Source organism: Campylobacter coli, assembly GCA_039516895.1.
Lineage (GTDB): Bacteria > Campylobacterota > Campylobacteria > Campylobacterales > Campylobacteraceae > Campylobacter_D > Campylobacter_D coli_B.
Window position 1 is genome coordinate 1,524,746 of record CP154437.1, and the last position, 20,696, is coordinate 1,545,441.

Consider the following 20,696-nt stretch of genomic DNA (forward strand, 5'->3'; position numbering starts at 1 on the left):
ATGAAAAAATTTTCTCTTTGGTGTGATTTTATAGAAAATAGTTTTTTAGATGATGATTTTTTAAATTTACTATCGCGTGGCATCAATGGAGCAACCTCAAATCCCGCTATTTTCAAAAATGCTATTTTAAACTCACCCATCTATAAAGAAAAAATAGCGAAATTAAAAGGAAAAAAGGCAAAGGAAATTTACGAAGAACTTGCTGTGGCTGATATACAAAAAGCAGCAGATAAACTTGCTCCTTTATATCACACAGGAAATGATGGTTTTATAAGCCTTGAAATTGATCCAAGATTTTATGATAATACAAGCTTGAGTTTAGGTGAGGCAAAAAAACTTTATAGTGCCATTGGAAAAGATAATGTGATGATTAAAGTCCCAGCAACCAATGCTTCTTATGAAGTAATGTATGAATTGATGAAAAATGGCATCAGTGTAAATGCTACTTTGATTTTTTCTTTAGAGCAAAGTCAAAAATGCTTTGAGGCTTTAAATGCGGGTTTGGTTGAATTTAGAAAAAACAATATAGCCTTACAAGGAAAAAACACTCGCTTAAGAACCCCACAAGCTGTTATAAGTATCTTTGTAAGTCGTTTCGATAGACTTTTAAATTCCAAAGCGAAAGAACAAAATCGTATAGGAATTTTAAATGCAAATTTAGCCTATAACAATATCATCTCCAAAAATGAACCTAATATCCGAGCTTTATTTGCGAGCACGGGTGTAAAAGGTGATGGTTTGCCAAAAGATTATTATATCAAAGAACTTCTTTTTGAAAATAGCATAAACACTGCTCCACTAGATGCTATCAATGCATTTAAAACCGAATTTGAATTTAAAAAACCTTTAATGAATTTTGAAATTTACACACAACTTAATGCTATCATTTCACAAAATGAAAGAGAAAAAGCTTGCGATGAATTACTAAAAGACGGCTTGGAGCAATTTTGCATAGCTTTTGAAGAAATTTTACAAGCATTAAATTAACGAATTTTTCTAAGCTTCTTACGATGAAGTTTTATTATTTTTGATGGGGTATTTTCAAAAAATATCTCATCGACTACAACATCTGCGACACTTCTAGCCCAAAGCTCATCAAATTTTTGTCCATGCTTGTTTGCAGAACTTGAATAAAAACAGCCCTTTTCTTTTAAAAATTGTGCGTGTTTACACTCTTTGACGATTCTTATTGCTTGATTGTTTGGATAAATAAAAGTTGTTTTTTTAGCACGACGCACTAAATTTTTAAATTGATTTGGAACCCTTACGATTTTTTTTAACTCACTGAATTTTGCAGAGGTAATCAAGCAGGGCTGATCTTTAGCCCTACCTTTTAAAGCATTGATTTCTTCTAAATTTTTACTTAAAAATCCTGCTGTAGTATCTGTTTGCGCTAGATAAATCAAGCTTTTAGATACTCCTGCAAGCTCTTAACCTCTAAATAACTTTGACTTTGTATCGCTTTAATCGATTTTGCACCCGCAAGAGCAGAACGCAAATTTGTAAAATAAGGGATTTTAAAACGGATAATATTCTCACGAATTTTCTTTGTATCCCCTGCAAAGGTATGACTATCACTTGTATTAATCACTAACTGAATTTCTCCATTTTTTAGCTTATCTTCCACATTTGGACGCCCTTCTGAAATTTTATGCACAAGCTCACACTCAAAGCCATTTTCTACAATTTCCTTGCAAGTTCCACTTGTAGCCATTAGTTTAAAACCTAACTTAGAGTATTCACTTGCAAGTTTTTTAGCATATTTTTTATCTTTTTCCTTTAAAGAGATAAACACTACGCCATTTTCAGGCAAATGATTAAAAGATGAAATTTGGCTTTTTGCATAAGAATTAGCAAAATCCTTACTTATACCCATAACCTCACCTGTTGATCTCATCTCAGGTCCTAACTCTAAATCGCTTCCGCTAAGCTTAGCAAAAGGGAATACCGCTTCTTTTACACTGATATATTTTGAAAGCTTAGGACGCAAAATCGTATTATCAAAATTCACCACACCAAAAGTATCATAAAATTTTAAAGCTTCTTTTAGATTTCCTTGCCACATCACACGCGTTGCAACTTTTGCTAAAGGTATACCTGTAGCTTTACTTACAAAAGGCACAGTACGACTTGCTCTAGGATTTACTTCTATCATATAAAGTTCGTTATTGTAAATTGCAAATTGTATATTTAAAAGCCCTACAACACCTAAATTTAAAGCAATATTAGCGGTTTTTTGTATAATTTGTTCTTGCATTTTTTCATCGATATTGCAAGGTGGCAAAGAACATGCACTATCGCCTGAATGAATTCCTGCTTCTTCGATATGCTCCATAATCCCTGCTACATAAACATCTTTACCATCGCTGATAGCATCAACATCGATTTCAGTCGCATTATCTAAATACTGATCGATCAAAACAGGACTTTTATCACTTACATCCACAGCTTCTTGCATGTAAAGTCTAAGTTCGCTCTCATCATTAACCACACGCATAGCTCTTCCGCCTAAAACATAGCTTGGTCTTACAAGCACAGGATAACCTATCTCACTTGCTTTTAAAACCGCTTCTTCTACGCTTGTAGCGGTAGAATTTTTAGGCTGATTGATACCAAGTTTTGTGATAAATTCGGCAAATTTCTTTCTATCTTCTGCCATATCGATCACTCTTGCACTTGTGCCTATGATCTTAGCTCCAAAAGCACTCAAGCGTTTAGCAAATTTAAGCGGAGTTTGGCCACCAAAATGCACTATAACTCCATCTGGCTTTTCGCGTTCAATCACACCACGCAAATGCTCAAAATCAATAGGTTCAAAATACAAAATATCACTCGTATCATAATCCGTTGAAACAGTTTCTGGATTGCAATTATACATAATAGTTTTTACACCCAAATCCTTTAATGCAAAAGAAGCATGTACACAAGCATAGTCAAATTCGATTCCTTGTCCTATACGATTTGGCCCCCCACCTATAATCATCACTTTTTTTTCTTTTTTATCTCTTGCTTCATTTTTGCTTTGAGTAAGCTCACTCACATTGATACTAGAATAAAGATAAGGAGTTAAAGCTTCAAATTCTCCCGCACAAGTATCCACTTCGCTAAATTCTGCTATGATTTTTTGCTTCATTCTTGCATAATAAATGTCATTTTGACTTAATTCTAAATTATCTTTTAGATTCACAAGCAAAGCGATCATCTTGTCTGAAAAACCCATAGTTTTTGCTTTTCTTAAAAGGGTTTTGTTATGCAAGATATCCATATCAATTTGCTCTTCAAAATCCACAATTTCTTTAATTTGGGATAAAAACCAAGGATCGATTTTACAAAGCTCATAAAGCTCTTTTACATCAAAACCCTCTCTAAAAGCTTGTGCTACATAAAGTAAACGCTTTTCGTTAGCATTGCGAATTTTAAAGATAAGATCGTTTTTATCTTCAAATTTCACTCTATCAAAACCACTTAAATTTCTTTCCAAAGAACAAAGTGCCTTTTGTATACTTTCTTTAAAAGTTCGGCCAATAGCCATTACTTCACCCACGCTTTTCATCGCTGTACCTAAAGTTGTATTGGCTCCTGGGAATTTCTCAAAAGTAAAGCGAGGAATTTTTGTAACAATATAATCAATCACAGGTTCAAAACTAGCAGGAGTGCCTGTAATATCATTTTTTATCTCATCTAAGCTAAATCCGATTGCCAAAAGTGTTGCAACCTTTGCTATAGGATAACCCGTTGCTTTAGAAGCTAGGGCGCTTGATCTTGAAACCCTTGGATTCATTTCAATAACTATCATTCTACCATTTGTTGGATTGACGGCAAATTGCACATTTGATCCGCCTGTATCCACGCCTATTTCACGCAAAATAGCAAAAGAGGCATTACGCATGACTTGGTATTCTTTATCAGTTAAGGTAAGAGCAGGTGCAACTGTGATACTATCTCCTGTATGCACTCCCATAGGATCGAGGTTTTCTATACTACATACAATGATACAATTATCATTTTTATCGCGGATAACCTCCATTTCATACTCTTTCCATCCAAGCAAACTTTCTTCGATAAGAATTTCATGGATTGGCGAAAGTGCTAAAGCAGCATTGGCAAGTTCTTTAAATTCATCCATATTGTAAACCACACCGCTTCCAGCACCACCTAAGGTATAAGACGCACGGATCATTAAAGGAAAGCCGATTTCATCTACAGCTTTTAAAGCTTCATCATAATTATATGCGTACATAGATTTTGGCAAATCCATACCGATTTTTTTCATACATTCTTTAAAAACTTGACGATCTTCACCTTTTTTAATCGCCTCAGGGTTTGCACCCAAAAACTTCACATCACCTAAAAGCCCGCTTTCATAAACTTCCATAGCCACATTAAGAGCTACTTGTCCACCCATAGTTGGCAAAATGGCATCGATTTTCTCTTTTTTAATAATGCTTAAAATACTTTCCTTGGTTACAGGCTCTATGTAAGTAGCATCAGCAAATTCAGGATCAGTCATAATAGTTGCTGGGTTGGAATTGATTAAAACTACACGATATCCTTGTTCTTTTAAAGTTTTTGCTGCTTGAGTTCCTGAATAATCAAATTCACAAGCTTGACCTATAACGATAGGACCACTTCCTATAAGTAAAATATTTTTAATATCTGTTCGTTTTGGCATGAATTTTCCTAAGAGCATAAATTTGGGCTGATTATAACAAATTTTAGTTTTACAAACTTTGAAATTCTGTTATAATTTTAAAAAAAATAGGCAAGAAAGAAATACCCATGAAAAAAATTAAAATTTTAGTTTTTTTAATATTTTTTTGTCAATTTTCCGTTTTAGCAAATAATTTACCCCAAAATATAAAAGAAAATTTAGGCATTAATCAATTCTTGGACGAGAATTTAAAAGAAATTTTAAATCAGCCCTTAAAGGAAAATTTTGCCCTTACTCCAAAGGGGGAATATTTTTTCGAGAGTGATTTAAGTCTTTTTCAAAAACAATGCTTAGAAAACAACGCTACCGCATGTGCTTATTTAGGAGGAGAATTTGCAGCAGACACAAGACTTTCTTTGGATTTAAACAAAGCTTTATTGCTTTTACAAAAAGCTTGTAAGCTTGGAAGATTGGACTCTTGCGCGAGAATCAACAATATAAAATTTAAATTATTGAAAAAGCTAGATGAAAAAACTTATCAAAGCAATTTAAAATATTTCTTAGATCAAAACTCAAGTTCTGCTTTATTAGAACATATCGCTACACTTAGTAAAAAAGATACAAAATCAGCAATTATACTAGCCAAAAAAAGCTGCGAGCAAGGGCATGATGCTATTTGTGCAGGACTTTCTTATATGTATGCATGCGGACAAGGAGTAGAAAAAGACTTAATCAAAGCTAAAGAGTTAAGCTCTAAAATTTGTGAAAAAGATACAAAGTTGTGCTTTGCGCAAGGCTGGGTTGAATTATTTAATAAGAATGATATTTTAGCCCAAAAACTTTTTTATAAATCTTGTCAGGCTGGATATTATGCTGATTGCAACATGGCAGTTGATAAAAATTCCAAAGATCAAGCTATGCAATTATATCTTATTAAAATCACGCAAAAAAATAGTCAAAATCAATGTCAAAACTCAAGCAATAAACAATCTTTTGCTTGCCATAAAGCATCTGCTCTTTCTAAAGAAATTTTAAAAATCCAATTGAAAAAAATTTCTAAAAAACTGCTTTTTACAATTTTAATTTAAATTCGTGGACAAAAATAGCAAAAAGTATGAAAACTCCACCTACAATTTGCAAAAATGAAATACTTTGAGCCAAAAACAAAAACCCAAAAAGCATAGCAAATAAAGGCTCACTAAGTTCTATAAGCTGGACTGAATTTGACTTTGCAAGACTTAAGGCTCTAGTAGTGCAGTAAAATCCACCTATAGTAGGCAAAAATGCTAAAGCTAAAAGTAAAACAAGACTCTCTAAAGAAAAATTAAGATTTAAATTTGCTCCAAACAAAGGAATACTCAAATACAAACTTCCTATAAAAAGCAAAGCACAAAGAGGAATTAACCCAAAACCCAGTTTTAATTTTCTAGTAAAAAATAAAAATAAAGCATAGCCAAGTCCTGCTAAAATAGCATTTACCAGGTCTTTTAAATGAGTGAAATTTTCTAAAGTTCCACCTTCGGCCAAAAAAATCATCCAAAGTCCCAAAAGCGCAAAAACCATAGCCAAAAGCTCATTTAAATGAAAAAAGCGTTTAGCATCCAATGCTTCACAAATAAAAGTGATGATCATTCCCACACCAAAAAGCACAAAAACTACATTAGCCACACTCATACTTGTATAAGCAGCACTCTCAAAATGATAAAGCATAAAAAATCCAAAAAAAGCAAGAAGCAAAAGTGTGAAAATTTTCTGCTTGATAAAAACTAGCAAAGCGCCCAATTTTCTCATATAAATTAAAATCGCAAACAAAATCAAACTAGCCACAAAGCATTTATAAAAAGCTACTTCTGAACTCATAAAACCTTTTTTAAAAAGAAAAACGCTAAAAATTCCAACAAAAGCGTTAAATATAGCGGCTAAGAAAGCAAAAAAGAAAGCTTGAAATTTAGGATTTTTTAGCATATTTTAAGCTCCTTTGATCTTTAAAAAAACTTTTTAATCTCAATTATCAAATATTTTGCTTTAGTTTTTTATTATAGAAATATTAAATAGCTATGAAATTAATATATTATCATACCCTATCTAAACTTAAAAACAAGACTAAAATAGTCTTGTTTTATATTTTTAACCCAACCAAAAAAGATCACTAAATTCGTTAAAATTCATTTGCTCTAAGCTTTTTTGATCTTCGCAAATTTGCATGATTTTTTCGCATTGTTTTGGACTTAAACGCGTAGCAAGATTGGCTTTAAATTTGGCAATTAAAAGAGGGATTCCTTCATTTCTGCGTCTTTTATGTCCTATAGGATACTCAACTTCGACTTTTTTTGTGCTTGTGCCATCTTTAAAGAAAACTTGCACGGCATTAGCTATGCTTCTTTTATCGCTTTCTAAATACTCTTTTGTATAGCGATCATCGACTTCTACTTGCATTTTAGCTCTTAAAGCATCGATTCTTTCATCACTTGCAACACTATCTTCATAATCATCTGCATTCAAGCGCCCAAATATAAGTGGCACAGCAACCATATACTGGATACAATGATCCCTATCAGCAGGATTTGCAAGCTCACCTACTTTATTGATGATGCGATGGCCTGATTCTTGAGTTGTGATGATGATTTTTTCTATTTGATCCAAACGATCTTTTACCTCATCATGTAAAGCTAAAGCTGCTTCTACTGCGGTTTGTGCGTGAAATTCAGCTGGAAAAGAAATTTTAAATAAAACATTTTCCATTACATAAGAGCCAAATTCTTGAGGAATGGTGAGTTTTTGTCCTTTCATTTTCACATCTTCATAGCCCCAAAATTTAGCACTTAAAGCTGAAGGATAACCCATCTCTCCTGTTTTAGCTTTTAAAGCAAGATCCACCCCGCGACTTGAAGCATCACCCGCTGCCCAACTTTTCCTACTGCCTGTATTTGGTGCGTGACGATAAGTTCTTAAAGCTCCACCATCAATAAAAGCATGAGAAATGGCATTGCGAATTTCTTCAAAATTACAACCCAAAAGCTTTGCAGCTACTGCAGTACTTGCTATCCTTACAAGTAAAACATGATCCATTCCTACTTTATTAAAGCAATTTTCAAGTGCCAAAACTCCTTGAATTTCATGAGCTTTTATCATGGCTTTTAGGACACATTTTACTTTTAAAGGCTCTTTTCCCTCAGAGATATTTTTACGACTTACATAATCAGCCACTGCCCAAATCGCACCTAAATTATCGCTTGGATGTCCCCATTCAGCCGCAAGCCATGTATCATTAAAATCAAGCCATCTTACCATAGCACCCACATTAAAAGCTCCACGGATTGGCTCTAATTGATAAGAAGTTCCAAACACTTTTGCACCTAAAGGTCTAAATTCAGCCCCTTCAACACTTGGCCCTAAAAGCTTGGTGCAAGCAGGATATTTAAGCGCTAAAAGCCCACAACCTATAGTATCCATTAAACAATATCTAGCCGTTTCTAAAGCCAAATCACTTGTGATTTCAAATTCATCAGCATATTTTGCAATTTTTGTTAAAAGTTCATCAAATTCAGGGCGTTTTGCCTCTAAAATTCCCATATCACTCATTTTTTTCTCCTTATCTGTCTTGAATTTTTACAAATTTTCTTGGTTCAACGCCTATATATTCGCTACTTGGGCGTATAAGTTTATTGTTTGCTCTTTGCTCTTTAATATGCGCACACCAACCACTTACGCGACTCATAATAAAAATCGGCGTAAAATACTCAGTTGGAATTCCCATAAAATGATAAGCTGATGCACTATAAAAATCTGCATTAGGTGGCAAACTTGGGCGTTTTTCTTTCATCAAAGCTTCTATGGCTTCACTGATTTTAAAAAGTAAATCATCGCCTCCTAAATGCTTACTCCAAACCTTAATAAGCGCATTTCTAGGATCGCCTCCAAGTCCATAAACACGGTGACCAAAGCCCATTAAAAGCTCTTTATTTTCTAATTTTTCATTCACACCCTTAATAGCATCCTCAACACTTTTAAAACTTTCTATTAGGTGCATCGCTGCTTCATTTGCTCCTCCATGCAAAGGCCCTCTTAAAGCTCCAATAGCCGCCGCAACCGCACTAAAAATATCACTTTTTGTAGAAGCACAAATTCTAGCCGTAAAAGTTGAAGCATTAAATTCATGCTCTGCATAAAGGATTAATGAGCATTGCATAGCCTTGATAAAATCTTCTTTTGGAGCTTCAAGTTTTAATTTTTCCAAAAAATATCCCGCTATACTTGTTTGCTTAGAGTCAAAATCAATTTCTTTACCAAAATTCACATAATGATGCCAATAACAAAGCACACTCGGTAAGATTCCTAAAAGTCTGATGATTTTTTCATCTTGATCGCTAAAATCCTCATTTTCACCCTCTAAAGCTCCTAATGCCGCAACGGCTGCTTGCATTAAATTCATAGGATGAACTTCTTTAGGTATAGCTTTTAAAACGCTTTTTAAATTTTCACTCAAAGCTCTTTGAGCAATGATTTTTTCTTTATAATTTTCCAATTCTTTTGCATTAGGTAATTCTCCAAACTGAAGCAAATAAGCTATTTCTTCAAATTCTGCATTTTGCGCTAACTCTTCTATGCTATAACCATAATAATTTAGTCCATTTCCAAGCCCACAAGTACAAATTGCACTTTGCCCTGCGATAACTCCTGCTAAACCACCCGTTTTTTTAGCTGCTTCACTTATACTCATTTTGCACCTCTTTTAAATAATTCATCTAATTTTTGCTCATAAGAATAATAATCTAACATTTCATAAAGCTCTTCTCTAGTTTGCATAATCTCAAGCACATCTTTTTGATGTCCGTTTTTCAATATGCTTTCATAAACTTGCACTGCAGCTTTATTCATCGCGCGATTTGCACTTAAAGGATAAAGCACCATAGATACTCCTGCTCTATTTAATTCTTCTTTGGTAAAATAAGGAGTCTTTCCAAATTCTGTGATATTTGCAAGAATTGGAACTTTTACATTTTTAACAAATTCTTCATATTCTTCTAAACTTGTAATAGCTTCAGCAAAAACCATTTCAGCTCCAGCCTCAACATATGCTAAAGCCCTTTCGATAGCTTTTTGCTGACCTTCAATTGCATGCGCATCCGTTCTTGCCATAATCACAAAATCAGGATCGATTTTTGCATCTACAGCCGCTTTAATACGATCACACATCTCTTCAGTGCTTACTAATTCTTTATTAGGACGATGTCCGCACCTTTTTTGAGCTACTTGATCTTCAATATGAGTTGCTGCTGCACCCGCGCGAATTAATTCTTTTATCGTTCTTGCAATATTAAAAGCGCCTCCAAAACCCGTATCTGCATCAACCAATAAAGGCGTATCCACTCTAGAACAAATACGTCTTACATCAATGCATACTTCTTCAAGCGCGATAATCCCTAAATCAGGCAAGCCATAACTCGCACTTGCCACGCCACTTCCTGAAAGGTATAAAGCTTTATGTCCTATTTTAGTAGCTTGTAAAGCACTATAAGCATTGACAGCTCCTACTATGGTCAAGGGTTTGCTTGTCTTTACTAATTCTTTAAATTTTTTTCCTGCACTCATTATTTCTCTCCTTTATTTTTTGGGTATCCTAAATCATTAATAGCTTTTTCGCAAGCTTTTAAAACATTGCTATCCTCTATAGTAGCTGGAACATTTAAAGTCGAACCATCTGCTATTTCTCTTAAATTTTTACGCAAAATTTTTCCACTTCTTGTCTTAGGTAAAGCACTAACAACTGTGGCAATTTTAAACGAAGCTACAGCTCCAATTTCTTGACGCACCAAAGCTACAACCCCTTCAACTATACCCCTATGATCTCGCTCTATACCTTCTTTTAAAACTATAAAGCCCATAGGTATTTCACCCTTAAGTTCATCGTTTACACCTATAACCGCACATTCTGCAACATCAGGATGTTTTGCTATAATCTCTTCCATTTCCCCAGTTGAAAGCCTATGGCCTGCAACATTAATAATTCCATCCATTCTTCCTAAAACATATACATAGCCATCTTTGTCGATATAACCCGTATCTCCTGTTAGATAATAGCCTGGAAATTGATCTAAATATCCCCTACGATATCTTTCATCATTCTCCCAAATTCCCATTAAACAAGCTGGAGGTAAAGGAAGTTTCAAGCACAAAATTCCTTTTTTTCCTGCTCCAAGCTCTTGACCTTTTTCATCTAAAACCTTAAGATTAAATCCTGGCATAGGTTTTGTAGGGCTTCCTGCTTTAACAACTTGTGCTTCTAAGCCCAAAGGATTAGCCGCGATCGCCCAACCTGTTTCAGTTTGCCACCAATTATCAATTACAGGTTTTTTTGTAAGCTTTTCTATCCATTTAAGTGTATCACTATCACATCTTTCACCTGCTACAAAAATAGATCTTAAGCTATCAAGATTAAACTTTTTGATCCATTCTCCTTTAGGATCTTCTTTTTTAATCGCCCTAAAAGCAGTTGGAGCTGAAAAAAGCACATTTACTTTGTATTCTTCTATAATTCTCCAAAATGCTGAAGGATTAGGCGTTCTTACAGGCTTGCCTTCATAAACTATGGTTGTACATCCATTCATTAAAGGTGCATAAACTATATAAGAATGTCCCACAACCCAACCTACATCAGAAGCAGTAAAAAAGACATCTCCTGCTTTAGCATTGTAGATATTATCCATCGACCATTTCATTGCTACAGAATGGCCACCATTAGAACGGATTACTCCTTTTGGAGAACCTGTAGTACCTGAAGTATAAAGTATATAAAGCGGATCTGTAGCTAAAACAGGTACAGGATCTACACCGCGAGTTTTCTCCTCTTCAAGCTCCCAATCAATATCCCTCCAAGGGAGCATATTTGCTCTATATTGTGGGCGTTGCCAAATCAAGCAAGTAGTAGGCTTATGAGTACATTTTTTAATCGCTTCATCTAAAATAGGTTTGTATTCAATAATGCTACTTACTTCTATCCCACAACTTGCACTAATAATCATTCTAGGTTTAGCATCTTCTATCCTAGTAGCAAGCTCATGTGCTGCAAAGCCTCCAAATACAACACTATGAATAGCCCCAAGTCTTGCGCAAGCAAGCATAGCTATAAGTGCTTCGGGTATCATTGGCATATAAATAACAACGCGATCCCCTTTAACCACGCCCTTGTTTGCTAAAATTCCGGCTACTTTTGCAACACGATCACGAAGTTGCTTATAAGTATATTTTTTCTTTGTATCCGTAACAGGAGAATCATAAATCAGTGCTAATTGATCACCCCTGCCATTGTGTACATGTAAATCAAGCGCATTATAACAAGTATTCATACACCCGCCAACAAACCATCTGTAATGCCCATCGCTATCATCAAGCACTCTATCCCATTCATTATACCAATGCACTTTTTTAGCTGCTTCAGCCCAAAATGCTTCAGGATTTTGAAGAGATTCTCGATAAGTCTGCTCATAAACAATACCCATAATCTATCCTTTCTTGATAAGTTGAATTTGCATTATAGAGTTTTTGTTTGAAAAATAAAATGCTAATTTTTTGGTTTGATTGTGTGATTTTGTAGCCAAAAAAATAATTTTTGTATATTTTTTGAACAAAATTTTAATTTTTGTATGCATATTTACCTATATTTTTTAATAATTAAAAAATATAAAAAACAATAAAAAAATATGTTTGTATCAAAAAGTAACAAAAATAATTTTTAAGAGTGAGACAATGTTAAATTCTAAAGATAGAACACAGGTAATTTTGGAAAAATCAGGCTTAAGTTTGAGCAAATTTGCAACAATTTTGGGCAAAGATCGCAGAACCCTTGCTAAATTTATAGAAAATGACACAGTAAAAGAACTTGATACCAAAAGCAAAGAGAAAATTTGTGAATTCTTTCGCTATCCTTTTAAAATATGGGACAGTAGCGAAAATGAATTTTACACACTCTTAAATCAAATAGAAAATGATGAAATCCGCATCATTGATGAGGGATACATCGGTGGGCTAAAATACATTTTTGAAAACGAAAACGAAGGCTCGCTTATACTACACCCTGCTTTTCCAAATCCCGCCTATAGAGATTTTATCGTACCCTTAGTATATCAAAATAGCGATAGCGAAGAAGCTCGAATTTACCGTATGAGAAGGGGTGAAAAAATGAGAGCGCATTCTTTTAATGCAAGTGAATGGTATTCTATTAAGTCTTTACTTGAATTTTGTTTTTCTCCCATAGGAAATTTTTATACAAAAGAACAAAAAATTCAAATTTTAGAACTTATGATTAACACTTTTAAAGATAATCTTAATAAATCTTTATACTTTTTTGATTCTTATGATAAAAAAATCTATGGACTGGATATGTTTTATCTTTCTATCAATGCCAAAGAAAATACAATGTTTTTTAAAGCTCCTTTGGAAATGTTATTAGTCGAGATCAAAAACTCTACTTTAGTTCATAAAATTCATGAGCATTATACCCATGCAAAAAAATGCCCTGCGCATATTTTAGCCCAAGATGCATGTTCTATCATGGAAATTCTATTACAATGTTTAAAAGAAAATTTAAATATCAAAGAAAGTTGCGAAATTTTAGATAAAAAAAGTCCATATGGAAATTTATTTAAAAAGAGTTTAAGTATTGATTTATAAGCTATCGACTATATAAAGATAAGCGGGGATGTTGATATTAGCATAAGGTTTTACTTCAGCACTTTGATATACATCTCCATCTTCGATTGCGCTTACAATGCCAACTGGAACATCTGAAAAAAAGATATTATCAAGACCGCTTGTTAAAATCTCATCTCCTATATTAATCTTTGCCCATTTAGGTATAAATTTAACCTTGAGTTTATCATCTTCGCCTTGGATAAGGCCAGGAATTTTATTTTTACCTACATATACAGAAAAAACGCATTGCTCATCACCCTGTAAAAGCGCCATAGCTCTACCATCTTTATTAATCGCAATGCCTATAGTATATCCTTGATGAATCAAACCCTTGTTTTTATTAGGAGAAACCTTAGCAAAATCAAGCCACAATCTCTTATAATCATTTAATCTCACATAAGAAATAGCTCTTACTAAAGAAACTTGAGGCAAATATCTTGTTGAATTCTTATCCTCTAAAATACGATTTAATTGATTTGCAAAACTTGTAGTCAATACAGCTGCATATTCTAGCTCTTGATTTCTTGCTTTTAATTGTTCAATTTGCTCTACTTGATTAAAATGCTTGGAAAAAGATTCGGCGATAAAATCTTTAACTCCATAAAATTTTTCTAACACCGCATCATTTACCAAAAGAATATTTTTTTTTACCAAGCCCCCATAGTAAAAAGATATAAAAACTAAAAAAAATAAAACAAGAACAAATATAAGCTTATTCTTCATTCGTCAATTGTTGCAATAGTGAAATTTCCTCCAAAGCTTTACCTGTTCCTTTGGCTACAGCTAAAAGCGGCTCATCAGCAATATATACTGGCAAGCGAACAATTTCACTCAAATATTTATCAAGCCCACGAATCAATGCTCCACCACCTGTTAAAACAACACCATTTTCTACTATATCACTTGCAAGATCAGGTGGCATCATTTCAAGTACCATCTTTAAGGCGTCTGCTATTTCTTTTAAATACTCTCTCATTGCCTCTCTAACATCTTCGCTTGTAAGCTCAATACGACTTAAAAGTCCACTCACTTGATCACGCCCCTTTACAACCATAGAAAGCTCTTTTGGAAGCTGAATGGCTGAACCAATAGCGATCTTAATCTCTTCGCCAGTTCTTTCACCAATGATAAGATTGTATTTTTCTTTAACATAATTAACTATACTTGTATCAAGTTTATCGCCCGCAGTGCGAATAGATTTTGAAATAACAAGTCCACCTAAAGAAATCACACCAATTTCAGTTGTTCCACCCCCTATATCTACAACCAAATTTCCCTTAGGCTCTTGTATAGGCAAATTTGCCCCAATAGCTGCTGCCATAGGCTCTTCTATCAAAAATACCTCTCTTGCACCTGCACTTAAAGCACTTTCTCTAACAGCCTTTCTTTCAACTTGAGTTAAACCATAAGGAACTGAAATGATGATTCTAGGTCTTAAAAAACTTTTTCTACGATGAGTTTTTTCTATAAAATAACGAATCATTTTTTCTGTCATATCAAAATCAGCGATAACTCCATCTTTCATAGGACGAATAGCTTCGATATTTCCTGGGGTTTTACCAACCATATCTTTAGCTTCTTTTCCTACAGCTAAAATTTTAGCTCTAGAGCCATACTTTTCTCTCTCTACTGCCACAACAGAGGGTTCATTAATAACTATACCCTTATCTTTTACCAAAACAAGAGTATTAGCGGTTCCTAAATCTATACCCATATCGCTTGAAAAAAATCCTATAAGTTGATCTAAAATCATTTTTATCCCTTTTTAGCTTATTTTCTTTTTAATTAATAATGCTTTCGCACCATCTCTTACTACTTCTTTGGTGATAACGATGTCATAATTTTTATATTCTGGCAACTCAAACATCAAATCTACCATTATTTCTTCTATAATGCTTCTAAGTCCCCTAGCACCCGTTTTTCGTTCTAGGGCTAATTTTGCTATTTCTCTTAAAGCATCATCTTCAAATTTCAAATTCACGCCATCAATGGCAAAAAGTTTTTGATATTGCTTTACAATAGCATTTTTTGGCTCAGTTAAAATTCTTACCATATCATCTTCATTCAGTTCATTTAAAGAAGTTATAACATGCAAGCGCCCTATGAGTTCAGGTATAAGACCAAAATGCACCAAATCATCAGGCTCTATCTTTTCAAGCAAGGCTTTGCTATTTTCTTTTTCATTATCAAAAAAACCTACGACCTTATCACCTAATTTTCTCTTAAGTATAGTTTCTAAGCCATCAAATGCTCCACCACAAACAAATAAAATATTCGAAGTGTCAATTTGAATAAAATCTTGATTAGGATGTTTTCTTCCGCCTTTTGGTGGAATATTAACCAAGCTTCCTTCTATAATTTTAAGCAAAGCTTGTTGCACACCTTCTCCACTCACATCACGGGTGATAGAACGATTTTCACTCATTCTAGCTATTTTATCAATCTCATCAATAAATACTATACCCTTTTGAGCTCTTTCTACATCTCCATCGGCAGCTTGTAAAAGACGGGTTAAAATATTTTCCACATCCTCACCCACATAACCTGCTTCGGTTAAAGAAGTTGCATCACAAATTGCTATAGGTACATCCAAAAATTTGGCTAAAGTTTGAGCAAGTAAGGTTTTTCCACTACCTGTGGGACCTATAAGAAGAATATTGGATTTAAAAAGCTCCACATCATCATCTTGAAGCTCTGATTTAAAAAGTCTTTTATAATGATTATAAACTCCCACGCTAAAAACTTTTTTAGCTCTATCTTGTCCTATTACATAACGATCCAAATAAGCCTTTAATTCTTTTGGAGTAATATCTTTAAAATCTACACCATGTTCGTGTTTTGGCTCTTTAAATTCTTTTTCTTCGCCATAAATAATACTATAAGCTCCCTCAACACAATACTCACAAATAAATGCGTCATCATTTTCATTAGCCAAAATTCTTCTTTGTGGACTTTCCACCTCATTACAAAAACTGCATTTTCTAGGCATTATTTTTACCTCTATATACAGGAATTCCACGCTTGGTTTCTAATATAAATTTGCACATTTTATTAATATTTTCACTTTCATTATTTTCTAATAATTTTTGAGCATTTTCTTTTAAGTCCCCTTGTCTAAACAAGAATTTAAAAGCTTTGCTGAGTCTATCCACTTCATCCTTATCAAAACGACGACGAATTCCTACCAAATTTAAACTTCTAATACTCGCACGATTTCCTTCAGCTAAGCAAAAAGGTACTATATCTTGCGAAAGCGCACTCGCACCTGCTATCATGCAACCCTCGCCTACTTTAACAAACTGATGAATAGGAGTAAGACCGCCCACAACACTAAAATCTCCTAGCTCTACATGCCCTGCTAAGGTTGCATTATTGGCTAAAATAATATTATCTCCCAAAAGGCAATCATGTGCGATATGACAATACGCCATTATAAAAGCATTATCCCCTATGCGAGTAAAACCATCGCCCTTGGCCGTGCCTGAATTAATCGTAGCAAATTCCCTAATAGTAGAATTTTGCCCTATAATCACTCCACTTTTTTGCTCATCTTTATAAGATATATCTTGAGGAATATCGCCTACTATAGCATATGAAAATACACGAGAATGATCACCTATGGTAGTATCTGAAAGTATTCTCGCGCCTTGTTTGATAACAACCCCATTGCCTATCTTAGCTTCTTTACTTACATACGCATAAGCCTCGATAACAACATCATCACCTAAAATCGCTCCATCTTCTATTACAGCACTAGGATGAATTTTTTTCACTTATTCTCTCTTATTTATCTACTATCATAGCTTTAAGTTCTGCTTCTGCAACCAAATTTCCATCTACAAAAGCTTGACCTTTAAAAATCCACATATTACCACGGTTTTTCACCACTTGCATTTCATAATCAAGTCTATCTCCAGGACGAACAGGGTTTCTAAATTTAGCTCCGTCAATACCCGTAAAATATACAACCTTGCTTTTTGGATCTACCTTAGCATCCATACTTTCAAAAGCTAAAACACCACCTGTTTGTGCCATACCTTCTAAAATCAAAACTCCAGGGTAAATAGGATGGCCTGGAAAATGTCCCATAAAAACATGATCACTTATGCTGATATTTTTATATCCTCGAACAACTTCTCCAACTTTTAACTCTGTGATTTTATCAACAAGTAAAAAGGGGTAACGGTGAGGTAAAATTTCTTGAATTTGCATTACATCTATCATTAAATCAGCCTTAAAAACAATTAAAAACTCAATTATATAAAAAAATCATTAAAAATTATGTTAAATTAACCAATTTTAGTCAAATTTTTAAGTAGATTTAAAATATTTTAAATCTACATTCTTTTTATTACTTCCTTAACATCAAAATAAATTTCACTCTTGGCTACAATCTCATATCTTGTAGGTAAAATTTTTTCAAGCACTATAACAGGACTAAGATCATAAGCTCCAAAATGCTTATTTCTCCATTTAATTTCTTCTTCTATTTTCAAAGGATATTTTAAAAAATCTTCAAAATTTTTCCATTTATTTTTAAAATAAGAATTAAAGCGCCAAAATTCTATAAAGTTGATTTCATCCTTCATACTTTTATAAATTCCATCTTTTAAATTCTCATTTAAAATCTTTTCATCTAAACTAAATCTTGTATAATGATTTTTAAAATGAGAATAAAATAAAATATGACTTTTAACAGCTTTTTTATCAAGCTTTATTAAAGCATTTAAAAGTCGGTAGTTTAAAAATTTTTGTCTTATGATTTCAAATTTTATACCTTTTTTTTCTAATAGATTGACTTTTTTATAAAGAGCTATTCTAGCTTCTATGCTTGCAGGTAAAATTTGAGCATTAATAGGTGACATTAATTCATCGATAAAATTTTTATCCTGTTTTTGTTTTTTTAGCCCATAAATACAACCACAATAATTTTGATGATAAAGCATTTCTTTTTTTGCTAAAGCAAATTGTCTTTGAGTGCCTCCATTTTTACGAAAATCAGGAGCTAAAAATTCTACTCCGTAAGGCTCACACTCTTTTTGCAAAGCATTTTTTAATTGTTCTAAATCCTTCTTAGGACTTGTTAAAAGTGTTGTTGTAAGCTTTTTTTCTCCTATGTTAGCTGCAAATTCTACACTTGAACCCATTCTTAAATCAAAGCAAATTTCACACCTTGCACCTTTTTCTGGTTCATCTTCGTAACCCTTTACAGCTTTTAGCCATTTTTCATACTCATACTCACCCTTATAAAGTTTAATACCAAGCTTATCACAAGATCTTTTTACATCCAAAAATCTTAGCTCGTATTCGCTTAAAGGATGGATATTAGGATCATAAAAATACCCTATAATTTTTTCTTTAGGGTATTCTTTTCTAAGCTCTTCTATAAAATAATGGCTATCTACACTGCAACAAATGTGTACTAACATTAAAGACTTTCAAGCACTTTTAGTGCATGATCTTTTACGCGGACATTGCTATAAATTTGGGCGATTTTTCCCGCTTCATCGATAACAAAAGTCGATCTTATAATGCCTTCGTATTCTTTACCATAATTTTTCTTAAGTCCCCAAGCTCCATAAGCTTTTGCCACTTCTTTTTCACTATCGCTTAATAAAATATGCTTTAAATTAAATTTGGCAATAAATTTATCATGACTTGCCACACCATCAGGACTTACACCGATAATCACTGCATTTTTATCACAAAATTTATCATAGTTTGCACTAAAATCACAAGCTTCTGTGGTGCAACCTGGAGTATTATCCTTAGGATAAAAATATAAAATCACTTTTTTACCAATAAAATCTTTAAGAGCAATTTTCACTCCATCTTGATTTGAAAGCTCAAATTGTGGTGCCTCATCTCCCTCTTTTAAAATACTCATTTACTTGCCTTTGCCTTGATAGCCTCTACACTCTCTCCACCAAAACCTATATCGTAACTCTCGATATCTTCTAGCATCACTACTACTCTTTCTTTGCTTTTATTGTATTTTGTACTTAAAAGCTCGGTTATATCGGCTATCAATTCAGCTTTTTGCTCCTTACTTAAAGCCGGTTTTGCTAATTTAATATTTACAATTGGCATTTTTTCTCCTTATTTAATTTTTATAATTATTTCAAACTTTAACAAATAAATTTTTAAATTTACACTAAATTCTGTAAAAAATTTTCAATTCAATCTTTCTCAAAATTTCGACATTAAATTTCTTAATTTTACTTTTAATTATCAAAAAAAGCTTTACCAAAACACAAGCTAATAAAAACTATATTTTTAAGATAGAAGTTTGATAAATTTTAAAAAGTTTTTATTTTTTATTAAAATCCTTCATTAAATGTTTAAATTTATACTTTATATATCAAGCTATCATTAATTTACTTTTGATAAAATTAAAAGTTTTTTAACAAAAATATAACTATTAAGGCTAAAAATGATCTCGGCAGACAAAATTTGGATGGATGGAAAATTAGTTGATTTTAAAGATGCAACTTTGCACTTTTTAACCCATTCTTTACATTATGGTAATGCTGTTTTTGAAGGAACAAGAGCTTATAAAACAGATAAAGGTTTGGCGATTTTCAGACTTGAAGATCACACTAAAAGACTTTTAGAATCCGCTAAAATTACTCTTTTAAACTGCCCTTTTTCTCAAAAAGAGCTTGAAAAGGCACAAATTGAACTTTTAAAAGTGAATGATTTTAAAAATAATGTCTATATTCGCCCTGTGATTTTCTTAGGTGATGGAGTAATGGGACTTTATCATGTAAAAGCTCCTGTGCGTGTTGGTATCGCTGCTTGGGAATGGGGTGCTTATTTGGGTGAAGAAGGTTTAGAAAAAGGTATTAAAGTAAAAATTTCATCTTTTGTAAGAAATAGTGTAAAATCTTGCATGGGCAAAGCAAAAGCGAGTGCAAACTATCTTAATTCTCAAATTGCAAAATTTGAAGCTATTGAAGCAGGATATGAAGAAGCTTTGATGCTTGATGAAGAAGGTTTTATTGCAGAAGGCACAGGAGAGTGCTTCTTTATCGTAAAAGATGGAGTTTTAATCACTCCTCCTAATGACTTTTCCCTAAAAAGCATCACTCAAGATACAGTGCTTAAAATCGCTCACGATCTTGGCTTAACTGTACTTCGTCAAAGAATTTCAAGAGATGAAGTTTATACTGCTGATGAAGCATTTTTTACTGGAACTGCTGCAGAAATCACCCCTATTAATAATGTTGATGCAAGAATTATAGGTAGTGGTATAAGAGGTCCTATTACTAAAAAACTTCAAGATGCTTATTTTGATGTAGTTTACGGACGCAATGAAAAATACGCATCTATGCTAACTTATATTTAAAGATAA

19 protein-coding genes and 1 pseudogene are annotated in these 20,696 nt (G+C 33.2%); 5 read left to right on the forward strand and 15 right to left on the reverse strand.

Annotated features, from left to right (window positions below; genetic code table 11):
* Positions 1-987, forward strand: a complete 987-nt coding sequence (locus AAID94_07715) for a transaldolase (protein ID XAK23712.1) — start codon at positions 1-3, stop codon at positions 985-987.
* On the opposite strand, the gene AAID94_07720 is transcribed toward AAID94_07715, so the two are convergent.
* Both AAID94_07720 and carB read right to left on the reverse strand, forming a co-directional pair.
* The gene (locus AAID94_07720; protein XAK23713.1) at positions 984-1,406 is read right to left on the reverse strand and encodes a Sua5/YciO/YrdC/YwlC family protein; all 423 of its coding nucleotides are present in this window, start codon (positions 1,404-1,406) and stop codon (positions 984-986) included. The genes AAID94_07715 and AAID94_07720 overlap by 4 nt on opposite strands.
* Positions 1,403-4,672 (reverse strand): carbamoyl-phosphate synthase large subunit, encoded by a 3,270-nt coding sequence (gene carB / locus AAID94_07725; GenBank protein XAK23714.1) that lies wholly within the window; start codon positions 4,670-4,672, stop codon positions 1,403-1,405. Before carB ends, AAID94_07720 begins: the two co-directional genes overlap by 4 nt.
* Positions 4,673-5,067: 395 nt before the next feature.
* Between carB and AAID94_07730 the strand changes: the two are divergent.
* Both AAID94_07730 and AAID94_07735 read left to right on the forward strand, forming a co-directional pair.
* Positions 5,068-5,371 (forward strand): annotated as a pseudogene (locus AAID94_07730) (hypothetical protein).
* Positions 5,347-5,739, forward strand: coding sequence for a hypothetical protein (locus AAID94_07735; GenBank protein ID XAK23715.1), 393 nt, complete (start codon positions 5,347-5,349; stop codon positions 5,737-5,739). Before AAID94_07730 ends, AAID94_07735 begins: the two are co-directional and overlap by 25 nt.
* Here the strand turns inward: AAID94_07735 and AAID94_07740 are convergent.
* From AAID94_07740 to AAID94_07760, 5 genes are all read right to left on the reverse strand, one after another.
* Positions 5,723-6,616, reverse strand: coding sequence for a DMT family transporter (locus AAID94_07740; protein XAK23716.1), 894 nt, complete (start codon positions 6,614-6,616; stop codon positions 5,723-5,725). The two genes, AAID94_07735 and AAID94_07740, sit on opposite strands and share 17 nt — an antisense overlap.
* Before the next feature lie 162 nt (positions 6,617-6,778).
* Positions 6,779-8,233: a 2-methylcitrate dehydratase gene (gene prpD, locus AAID94_07745; GenBank protein XAK23717.1), complete on the reverse strand. Its 1,455-nt coding sequence runs from the start codon at positions 8,231-8,233 to the stop codon at positions 6,779-6,781.
* Between the two features lie 10 nt (positions 8,234-8,243).
* Entirely contained in the window at positions 8,244-9,371 is a 1,128-nt protein-coding gene (locus AAID94_07750) for a citrate/2-methylcitrate synthase (GenBank protein ID XAK23718.1), read from the reverse strand.
* Positions 9,368-10,243, reverse strand: a complete 876-nt coding sequence (gene prpB, locus AAID94_07755) for a methylisocitrate lyase (protein ID XAK23719.1) — start codon at positions 10,241-10,243, stop codon at positions 9,368-9,370. Before prpB ends, AAID94_07750 begins: the two co-directional genes overlap by 4 nt.
* A complete protein-coding gene (locus tag AAID94_07760; GenBank protein XAK23720.1) occupies positions 10,243-12,150 on the reverse strand; it encodes a propionyl-CoA synthetase in 1,908 nt (635 codons plus the stop codon). Before AAID94_07760 ends, prpB begins: the two co-directional genes overlap by 1 nt.
* Positions 12,151-12,397: 247 nt before the next feature.
* Between AAID94_07760 and AAID94_07765 the strand changes: the two genes are divergently transcribed.
* Positions 12,398-13,321, forward strand: coding sequence for a hypothetical protein (locus AAID94_07765; GenBank protein ID XAK23721.1), 924 nt, complete (start codon positions 12,398-12,400; stop codon positions 13,319-13,321).
* Here AAID94_07765 and mreC read toward each other — a convergent pair.
* The 8 genes from mreC to AAID94_07805 all read right to left on the reverse strand — a co-directional run bounded on the left by mreC (position 13,316) and on the right by AAID94_07805 (position 19,432).
* Complete coding sequence (mreC, locus tag AAID94_07770) at positions 13,316-14,065, reverse strand: rod shape-determining protein MreC (GenBank protein XAK23722.1); 750 nt, start codon at positions 14,063-14,065, stop codon at positions 13,316-13,318. The genes AAID94_07765 and mreC overlap by 6 nt on opposite strands.
* Positions 14,055-15,095 (reverse strand): rod shape-determining protein, encoded by a 1,041-nt coding sequence (locus AAID94_07775; protein ID XAK23723.1) that lies wholly within the window; start codon positions 15,093-15,095, stop codon positions 14,055-14,057. The genes mreC and AAID94_07775 overlap by 11 nt, the downstream gene beginning before the upstream one ends.
* A 12-nt stretch (positions 15,096-15,107) precedes the next feature.
* Positions 15,108-16,331: an ATP-dependent Clp protease ATP-binding subunit ClpX gene (clpX, locus tag AAID94_07780; protein XAK23724.1), complete on the reverse strand. Its 1,224-nt coding sequence runs from the start codon at positions 16,329-16,331 to the stop codon at positions 15,108-15,110.
* Positions 16,324-17,115, reverse strand: coding sequence for an acyl-ACP--UDP-N-acetylglucosamine O-acyltransferase (gene lpxA / locus AAID94_07785; GenBank protein ID XAK23725.1), 792 nt, complete (start codon positions 17,113-17,115; stop codon positions 16,324-16,326). Before lpxA ends, clpX begins: the two co-directional genes overlap by 8 nt.
* Positions 17,116-17,125: 10 nt before the next feature.
* Positions 17,126-17,566, reverse strand: a complete 441-nt coding sequence (fabZ, locus tag AAID94_07790) for a 3-hydroxyacyl-ACP dehydratase FabZ (GenBank protein XAK23726.1) — start codon at positions 17,564-17,566, stop codon at positions 17,126-17,128.
* 113 nt (positions 17,567-17,679) lie between these two features.
* On the reverse strand, positions 17,680-18,771 hold the full coding sequence (locus AAID94_07795; protein XAK23727.1) for an epoxyqueuosine reductase QueH: 1,092 nt from the start codon (positions 18,769-18,771) through the stop codon (positions 17,680-17,682).
* Positions 18,771-19,229 carry a thioredoxin-dependent thiol peroxidase gene (gene bcp, locus AAID94_07800; GenBank protein ID XAK23728.1) on the reverse strand — a complete coding sequence of 153 codons (459 nt, stop codon included), beginning with the start codon at positions 19,227-19,229 and terminating at the stop codon, positions 18,771-18,773. The genes AAID94_07795 and bcp overlap by 1 nt, the downstream gene beginning before the upstream one ends.
* Positions 19,226-19,432 carry a 4-oxalocrotonate tautomerase family protein gene (locus tag AAID94_07805; GenBank protein XAK23729.1) on the reverse strand — a complete coding sequence of 69 codons (207 nt, stop codon included), beginning with the start codon at positions 19,430-19,432 and terminating at the stop codon, positions 19,226-19,228. The genes bcp and AAID94_07805 overlap by 4 nt, the downstream gene beginning before the upstream one ends.
* A gap of 343 nt (positions 19,433-19,775) precedes the next feature.
* Here AAID94_07805 and ilvE point away from each other — a divergent pair, with 343 nt between their 5' ends.
* A complete protein-coding gene (gene ilvE, locus AAID94_07810) occupies positions 19,776-20,690 on the forward strand; it encodes a branched-chain-amino-acid transaminase (GenBank protein ID XAK23730.1) in 915 nt (304 codons plus the stop codon).
* Positions 20,691-20,696: the final 6 nt, after the last annotated feature.

What these genes read in the sequence shown, in the direction of transcription:
- AAID94_07760 (XAK23720.1), bottom strand. Translation starts at nt 12,150, where the DNA reads ATGGGTATTGTTTATGAGCAGACTTATCGAGAATCTCTTCAAAATCCT.
- AAID94_07775 (XAK23723.1), bottom strand. Translation starts at nt 15,095, where the DNA reads ATGATTTTAGATCAACTTATAGGATTTTTTTCAAGCGATATGGGTATA.
- fabZ (XAK23726.1), bottom strand. Translation starts at nt 17,566, where the DNA reads ATGATAGATGTAATGCAAATTCAAGAAATTTTACCTCACCGTTACCCC.
- bcp (XAK23728.1), bottom strand. Translation starts at nt 19,229, where the DNA reads ATGAGTATTTTAAAAGAGGGAGATGAGGCACCACAATTTGAGCTTTCA.
- AAID94_07715 (XAK23712.1), top strand. Translation starts at nt 1, where the DNA reads ATGAAAAAATTTTCTCTTTGGTGTGATTTTATAGAAAATAGTTTTTTA.
- AAID94_07740 (XAK23716.1), bottom strand. Translation starts at nt 6,616, where the DNA reads ATGCTAAAAAATCCTAAATTTCAAGCTTTCTTTTTTGCTTTCTTAGCC.
- clpX (XAK23724.1), bottom strand. Translation starts at nt 16,331, where the DNA reads ATGCCTAGAAAATGCAGTTTTTGTAATGAGGTGGAAAGTCCACAAAGA.
- prpB (XAK23719.1), bottom strand. Translation starts at nt 10,243, where the DNA reads ATGAGTGCAGGAAAAAAATTTAAAGAATTAGTAAAGACAAGCAAACCC.
- AAID94_07765 (XAK23721.1), top strand. Translation starts at nt 12,398, where the DNA reads ATGTTAAATTCTAAAGATAGAACACAGGTAATTTTGGAAAAATCAGGC.
- AAID94_07735 (XAK23715.1), top strand. Translation starts at nt 5,347, where the DNA reads ATGTATGCATGCGGACAAGGAGTAGAAAAAGACTTAATCAAAGCTAAA.
- AAID94_07805 (XAK23729.1), bottom strand. Translation starts at nt 19,432, where the DNA reads ATGCCAATTGTAAATATTAAATTAGCAAAACCGGCTTTAAGTAAGGAG.
- AAID94_07795 (XAK23727.1), bottom strand. Translation starts at nt 18,771, where the DNA reads ATGTTAGTACACATTTGTTGCAGTGTAGATAGCCATTATTTTATAGAA.
- carB (XAK23714.1), bottom strand. Translation starts at nt 4,672, where the DNA reads ATGCCAAAACGAACAGATATTAAAAATATTTTACTTATAGGAAGTGGT.
- ilvE (XAK23730.1), top strand. Translation starts at nt 19,776, where the DNA reads ATGATCTCGGCAGACAAAATTTGGATGGATGGAAAATTAGTTGATTTT.
- AAID94_07750 (XAK23718.1), bottom strand. Translation starts at nt 9,371, where the DNA reads ATGAGTATAAGTGAAGCAGCTAAAAAAACGGGTGGTTTAGCAGGAGTT.
- mreC (XAK23722.1), bottom strand. Translation starts at nt 14,065, where the DNA reads ATGAAGAATAAGCTTATATTTGTTCTTGTTTTATTTTTTTTAGTTTTT.
- prpD (XAK23717.1), bottom strand. Translation starts at nt 8,233, where the DNA reads ATGAGTGATATGGGAATTTTAGAGGCAAAACGCCCTGAATTTGATGAA.